We start from the raw sequence: 6,975 nt of genomic DNA, 5'->3' as shown, positions 1-6,975 counted from the left end.
GGTCACCACCTGGCCCACCACCTCACCGCCCTGCGAGGCGACGCCATGGGCGCCGATGGCGAGCTGGTTGGCCTGGCGGGCGTGTTCGGCGTTCTGGCGCACGGTGGAGGTCAGTTCCTCCATCGAGGCGGCAGTCTCTTCCAGGTTGGCGGCCTGCTGCTCGGTACGGCGCGACAGGTCGCTGTTGCCGGACGCGATCTCGCCAGCGGCGAGGGTGATGCTGGAGGCACTGGCCTGGATCTGGCTGACGATCTGGGTCAGCTGTGCGACGGTGGTGTTGGCGTCGTCACGCATGCGCGCGAACACGCCGTTGAACTGGCCGTCCATGCGTGCGGTCAGGTCGCCGGCGGCGATCGACTGCAGCAGCTGCGAGAGCTGGCCGAGGTTGCCGTCGGCGACCTGCATCATGCTGTTGAGCTGCTCGATCATCACGCGGAAATCGTGATCGAAGCGCTGCGCGTCACCGCGCTGGCTGAAGTCGCCCGCAGCGGCGGCCGAGGCCAGGTGCTGGATCTGCGTGTTGATGGCCAGCAGGCTGGCCTTGGCGGCGTCCATCGATTCGTGCAGGATCGCGCGGCTGCCTGGCAGGCGGCGGGCTTCCGGAGCAAGGTTGCCGATGGCGTACTGGTTGAGCACTTCAATGGCATCGACGATCGCATCGAGGTGTTCGAAGATCACCGTGTTGATGCCGCTGGCCAGCTGGCCGTAGACGCCCGGGAAGTCTTCCGGAATACGGTGGCTGATGTCCGGGCCGGCATGCATCTGTGCCATCAGCTGCGTCTGCTCGCTGAAACGGCGCAGCATTGCGGTCATTTCGGCCGTGGCCGTAAGCATCCTGCCGGCTTCGTCCCTGCTGGTGGCCTGGGTGCTGACGCTGAGATCGCCGCGGGCGACCGCCTGGATGGCATGCACGGCCTTGCCCAGCGGGCCGGTGACCGCGCGCGAGATGACGATGGCCAGCGCGGCGGCCACCAGCGACAGCAGGATGATGCAGCCGATGATGGCGATCATGCTGTTGCGATGGGTGGCGTTGGCGTCGGCGATCTTGCCGTCCATCTGCCCGGCGATATGGGCGCCCAGTGCCTTCATCGCAGCGAACAGGTCGCGGCGCGCCGGGCGTGACTGCTCGTCGGAGATCTGCCGCGCCAGGACGCCGTCACCGGCGGTCACGGCGTCGCGCATCGCCTTGTTGGCGGCGAAGTAGCGATCCAGTTGCGCGCTGGCTGCGCGATACAGTTCACGCTCCTTGTCCAGCGCCGGCAGCGCCGCGTACGCCGCCAGTTCGTCATGTACGGCCTTGGCGGTGTCGTCCATGCGCTTGTTGTAGTCGGCCACCTTTTCCGGCTGGTCGAGCATGCTCAGCTGGGCCAGTTCGTAAGTGCGGAACTCCCCGAGCTGCGAGCGCGCCTCGCCCAGGTGCTGGACCGAGGGGATATCGTTGCCAGCCATGTCGCGTAGCTGCGCGTTGGCTTCGCTCAGTCGCAGCAGGGCGAACGCGCCGAGGATCAGGGTCATCAACGTGGTGAGGGTGAACCCCACAGCCAGCTTGCGGGCGATGGGCAGATCTTGGAACCACTTCATGCAGGGTGCTCCAGGTGGGCAGAGTGCCGGCGTCTGTGCGCCGGTTTGGGGGTGGTTGCAGAGCGAACGGTGGTTCCCGGTGGGGTTCGGTGACGGCCGTCAATGCGAAATAGCGGCGCAGTCTCGATGGACTTTATGGACGCAGATCACATTCGGATGCGTAGGGAGGGCAGCGCGGAAGCGTTGCAGCGACGCGGTTTTCGATTGGATGAAGTGGTTGCGACAGCAACTATCGTGCCGACGGAGTTCACGATTTGGTTTCGGGGTGCCGTCCCGCAGTCAGATTCCGTTCCTGCGGAAGGGAATCTGACCCCCCTGGCAGGCCGAACACAAACGAAAACCGCCGCCCCGAGGGGCGGCGGTCCATGGTTCGCATGCAGCGTGGATCAGGCCGCCTGCGGCGTCCGCAGCGAGCGCACCAACCCACCGATGTCGACGATCAGCGCGACCCGGCCGTCGCCGAGGATGGTGGCGCCGGATACTCCGCCGATGCGGCGGTAGTTGTTCTCGATGTTCTTCACCACGACCTGTTGCTGGCCGACCAGTTCGTCCACCTCCAGCGCGATCTTCTGGCCATCACCTTCGACCACCACCACCAGCGATTCGCTGCCGGGTGCGCGGTTGCCGTAGCCGTAGTACTCGCTCAGCGAGAGGATCGGCAGGTACTCGCCACGCACGCGCAGCACGCGGCCCTCGCCGGCCATGCTGCGGATGTCCTCGGCCTGCGGCTGCAGCGCCTCCAGCACATACGCCAGGGGCAGGATCAGGGTTTCGCCGGCCACTGCCACGGTCATGCCATCGAGGATGGCCAGGGTCAGCGGCAGGCGGATCAGCGTGCGGGTGCCGGTACCGAGGCTGCTTTCGATCTGCACCTCGCCGCCCAGTGCCTGGATGTTGCGGCGGACCACGTCCATGCCGACACCACGCCCGGACAGGTCGGTGACCGCATCGGCCGTGGAGAAGCCTGGCTGGAAGATCAGGTCCCAGACCTGCGAATCGGTCGGGTTGTCCGGCACGGCCAGGCCGCGTTCGTGAGCCTTGGCCAGGATCTTGGCGCGGTCCAGGCCACGGCCATCGTCGCTGACTTCGATGACGATATGGCCGCCCTGATGCGAGGCTGCCAGCGTGATCGTGCCGGTCTCGTCCTTGCCAGCACCGCGGCGGACGTCGGGCATTTCCAGGCCGTGGTCGATCGAGTTGCGTACCAGATGCACCAGCGGATCGGCGATCTTCTCGATCAGGCCCTTGTCCAGTTCGGTGCCTTCGCCGACGGTGCGCAGGCGGACCTGCTTGCCGAGGCGGCTGGACAGGTCCCGGACCAGGCGCGGGAAGCGGCGGAACACCGCATCGACGGGCAGCATGCGCACGCCGATCACCGCTTCCTGCAGGTCGCGGGTGTTGCGTTCAAGCTGGTCCAGGCCGGCGAACAGGCTCTCGGCGTGGACCGGGTCCAGCGCGTGCGAGACCTGCTTGAGCATGGCCTGGGTGATGACCAGTTCGCCGACCAGGTTGATCAGCGCATCGACCTTGTCGACGCTGACGCGGATCGAGGTTTCCGCTTCCTGGCTGGCACCACCGCTGGCGGCAGGCACGGCCGGTGCCGACGGTGCCGCTGCGACCGGAGCGGGGGCCGCTGCCGCCGGGGCCTGGGTGGCCAGGCTTGGCGGCGCGGCCGGACGGATGTCCAGTTCGCAGTCGTCCAGCACCCAGGCGAAGGTGTCTTCGATCTTGCTGCGCGGCACCTTGCCGACCAGGCCCAGATCCCACGCCAGGTGGGCCTCCAGCGGGTCGAGCTGGGCGAAGCCGGGCAGGCGTTCCATGCGCGCGGCGACCTGCAGCGAGCCGAGGTGTTCCAGCTCGCGGATGATGCGCAGCGGGTCGTTGCCGCTCATGAACAGCGACGGCGCTGGAGTGAAACCGATCTGCCAGGCTTCGGGGGTATCGTCCACCTTGGCCGCTGCCGCGACCGGAGCGCTCGATGCGGCCTGGCCGGAGAGAACGGCTTCCAGGCGCGCCTTCACTGCGGCGACAGCGGCGGGGTCGGCAGCCTGGCCGTGTTCGGCTTCGCGCAGCAGGGCGCGAAGCACGTCCACCGAAGACAGCATGGCGTCGACGGCGTGGCCTTCCAGCGCCCGCTTGCCGGCACGCAGCTCATCGAGCAGCGTTTCCAGCACGTGGGTCAGGCCGGCGATGGCATCGAAGCCGAAGGTGCCGGCGCCGCCCTTGATCGAATGGGCGGCGCGGAACACCGAATTGATGATCTCCGCGTCCTGCTGCCCCGATTCCAGGGCCAGCAGGCCAGCCTCCATCGCGTCGAGGCCTTCGCGGCTCTCCTCGAAGAAGGTGGCGTGGAAGCGTTGCAGGTCCATGCTCATGGCAGTGGCGTTCCGGAAGCGAAGAAGGGGAGCGGTGCGGGGCGATCAGCCCAGCACTTTCTGCACGGTGGCGACCAGCTGTTCGGGATTGAACGGCTTGACCAGCCAGCCGGTGGCACCGGCGGCCTTGCCTTCGGACTTCTTGTCGGCGGCCGATTCGGTGGTCAGCATCAGCAGCGGGGTGAACTTGTAGTCCGGCAGCTGGCGCAGTTCGCGGATCAGCGCGATGCCGTCCATGTTCGGCATGTTGACGTCGGTGACCACCGCATTGAAGCGCTGGCCCTTGGCGCGACCGAGCGCGACCGCGCCGTCTTCGGCTTCTTCGACGGCAAAACCGGCCGAGGTGAGGGCGAAGGAAACCATCTGGCGCATCGACGCCGAATCGTCCACCACCAAGATACGTGCGCTCATGCAGCGTTCTCCACAGATTTCAGGTTGTCATGGGTTGCGTCCAGGCCCAGGGCCTGGGTGACGCCCAGCAGGCGCGCGGCGTCACGGAAGGTTGCGGTGCAACCGTGGAAGCCGGTGCCCAGGCCTGCCTCGCGGCGGGCCTGCACGAATGCACACAGCACCTGCACGGCGGCCGTGTGGATGCGGGCGACCTGGCTTGCATCCAGGGTCAGCTCGCCTGCCTGCGCCACCAGCGGGGCGAGGCGGTTCTTGAGCTCGGTGCTGCTCTCGATGCCGAGATCCCCACCCAGTTCGACAGTGCTCATCGTTGCTCCGGACAAACGGTTCCGTGATCCATAACGGCACCCCGGCAGGGTTCTTTAGGGGAATCGACGCGGTGCGCCGATGCGGTGTTGTTCGGGGACGGGAGATGCCAATGCTGCGCATCGGCACCTGCAGTCCCCGACAGGCACCGCGTCGGCGCAAAGCGCCGACTCAACTCAACAGCCGTGTGGCGTCGAGCAGGATCATCGGACGCTGGCTGACCCGGGCGACGCCACGGAACAGGTCGTTGGAAATCTGGCAGATGCGCGCGGTATCAGGCGGCTCGATCTGCGAGTCGGTAAGGTTGGCGACATCTTCCACCGCCGACACGCGCAGGCCGATGGTTTCGCCGTCTTCCTCCAGCACCACGATGCGGGTCTGCGAATCGTCTTCGGCAGCGGCCGCACCCAGGTGCAGGCCGAGATCCATCACCGGTACCACCTGGCCCCGAAGGTTCATGATGCCGAGCATCGCTGGTGCGGTGCCGCGCAATGGCAGCAGGGGAACTGGCAGCACCACTTCCTGCACCTTCAGCAGTTCCAGCGCATAAGCCTGGGTGCCGCAACGCAGGCGCAGCCAGCGCGAGGTGCGCTCGCCGGCGCGGCGGTTCTGCGGATGCGGGCTGCTGGCGGGCTGGAGAGCCTGTGCCTGCAGTTCCTGCCAGGTGCCGGGACGGTTGGTGGCCGGGGCATCCACGGCAACGCGGGGCGGCGGCGCGACGGCAGCGGGCGCAGCCGGGGCAGGCGCGGGTGCAGGGCGCGCTACCACGGCCGGGGGCGGCGTGGGGACATCCGCGCCGCCGGCAGCGGCCTCGAACGCAGCCTGCAGGCCGGGGCTGTCAGTGTGGGCGAGGTGATGGCTGTCGGCCGCGTCGGTCTCGTAGATCACTTCGTCGGGCAGGTCGTCCCAGGTGGGCTCCGGGCCGGCCTTGGCCGGGGCCGTCTCGTGGATCACCTCGTCAGGCAGATCATCCCAGGTCGGTTCCCGCTCGGGAGCGGCGACCGGCATTGCGGCGGCCTCGAAGGCGGCCTCCAGTGCTGCGTCGTCCTCTGCCGGTGCAACGGCAACAGTCTCCGTTTCGTAGATCACCTCGGCAGGCAGATCGTCCCAGGTGGGTTCGCGGCCGGCCGTTGCGGCGGCCTCGAAGGCGGCTTCGAGCGCGGCGTTGTCCGCGGCAGGCGCCGCGGCGACGGTGTCGGTTTCGTAGATCACCTCGGCCGGCAGGTCATCCCAGGTCGGCTCATGTTCCGGTTGCGATATGCTGGCCGGGGCCGGGGCGACGCTGTCCGGCGTTGGAAGCACGACGGCCGGAGCGATCGCTTCGCCCAGCAGTTCGTCCAGATAGTCGTCCAGTACGCCGGTGCTGTTCATGCGGCCTGCTCCAGGGCGCGGGCATCCTGAGCGAGGATCCAGTTCAGTGCGCGGCGATAGGCGGCCAGGCCGCGGCCCGGGTACTCCTCACCAACGCTGGGCAGGGTCAGGCCTGCGGCATTGCTGATGCGGGTGTCGATCGGAATGGCGTCTTCCCACACGCGGGTGCCATGGCGATCCTGCATGGTGCGCAGCGACTCGTTGCCGGCGCGGGTGCGGCGGTCGAACAGGGTCGGCAGGATCGAGATCGGCAGCGGGCGGCGGCGCGAGCGCTCGACCATCTCGCCGGTGCGGACCATGCCGTCCAGGCCATGCAGGGCCAGCGGCTCGGCCTGGGTGGGGATGATCAGGCGGTCGGCAGCGGCCAGCGCGTTGATCATCAACAGGCCAAGGGTGGGGGCACAGTCCAGCAGGATGTAGTCGTGCTGGCCCTGGTGGCGCGCCAGTGCGTTCTGCAGGGCCAGGCCGAGGCCGGGCTGGTTGGCGCTGCGGCGCTCCAGCGTGGCCAGCGCCGACTGCGCGCAGACATAGTCCAGGCCTTGGATGCTGCTGGCATGGCACAGGCTGGAAAGATCGACCGGCGGAGCGCCGAACAGTTCCAGCACGCCGGCCGGCGGCGGATCCACCGGTACGCCGAAGGCGCGGCTGAGCGAGGCGTGCGGATCGAGATCGATCAGCAGCACGCGATGGCCGAGCGCGGCCAGGCCGCGGCCGAGGGCGAGGGTGGTGGTGGTCTTGCCGACTCCGCCCTTCTGGTTGGCGATTGCCCAGATGCGCATCGGTTTACTCCTTCATTGCCGGGGGAACGGCGGCGCCGACGCGGCTGCCAGCCGGCACCGGCGGCAACTTCACCGGTGCGATGGGGGAGGTGGGGGCGCTGGCCGGAGTTGCGGCGGCTTGTTCGGTGGTGCTGTTGTCGACGGGGCCGGTGGCC

Annotated in this window: 6 protein-coding genes; all 6 read right to left on the bottom strand. The window is 68.2% G+C overall.

The window, feature by feature from the left end; translation table 11 throughout:
* Positions 1-1,581: MCP four helix bundle domain-containing protein (locus N5C25_RS14555; RefSeq protein ID WP_279937178.1), on the bottom strand; the 1,581-nt coding region annotated here is incomplete at its 3' end.
* A 386-nt stretch (positions 1,582-1,967) separates the two neighbouring features.
* Entirely contained in the window at positions 1,968-3,956 is a 1,989-nt protein-coding gene (locus N5C25_RS14550; protein WP_279937177.1) for a chemotaxis protein CheA, read from the bottom strand.
* 45 nt (positions 3,957-4,001) lie between these two features.
* Complete coding sequence (locus tag N5C25_RS14545) at positions 4,002-4,367, bottom strand: response regulator (protein WP_005409521.1); 366 nt, start codon at positions 4,365-4,367, stop codon at positions 4,002-4,004.
* On the bottom strand, positions 4,364-4,672 hold the full coding sequence (locus N5C25_RS14540) for an STAS domain-containing protein (RefSeq protein WP_019659587.1): 309 nt from the start codon (positions 4,670-4,672) through the stop codon (positions 4,364-4,366). The genes N5C25_RS14545 and N5C25_RS14540 overlap by 4 nt, the downstream gene beginning before the upstream one ends.
* Before the next feature lie 169 nt (positions 4,673-4,841).
* Entirely contained in the window at positions 4,842-6,041 is a 1,200-nt protein-coding gene (locus N5C25_RS14535) for a chemotaxis protein CheW (RefSeq protein ID WP_058980004.1), read from the bottom strand.
* Entirely contained in the window at positions 6,038-6,820 is a 783-nt protein-coding gene (locus tag N5C25_RS14530) for a ParA family protein (protein WP_058980005.1), read from the bottom strand. The genes N5C25_RS14535 and N5C25_RS14530 overlap by 4 nt, the downstream gene beginning before the upstream one ends.
* Positions 6,821-6,975 lie beyond the last annotated feature (155 nt).

This window comes from Stenotrophomonas sp. GD03958 (genome assembly GCF_029839005.1).
Taxonomy (GTDB): domain Bacteria; phylum Pseudomonadota; class Gammaproteobacteria; order Xanthomonadales; family Xanthomonadaceae; genus Stenotrophomonas; species Stenotrophomonas hibiscicola.
The sequence above is the reverse complement of the archived record's forward strand: the minus strand, read 5'-3'. Positions and strand labels throughout refer to the sequence as shown.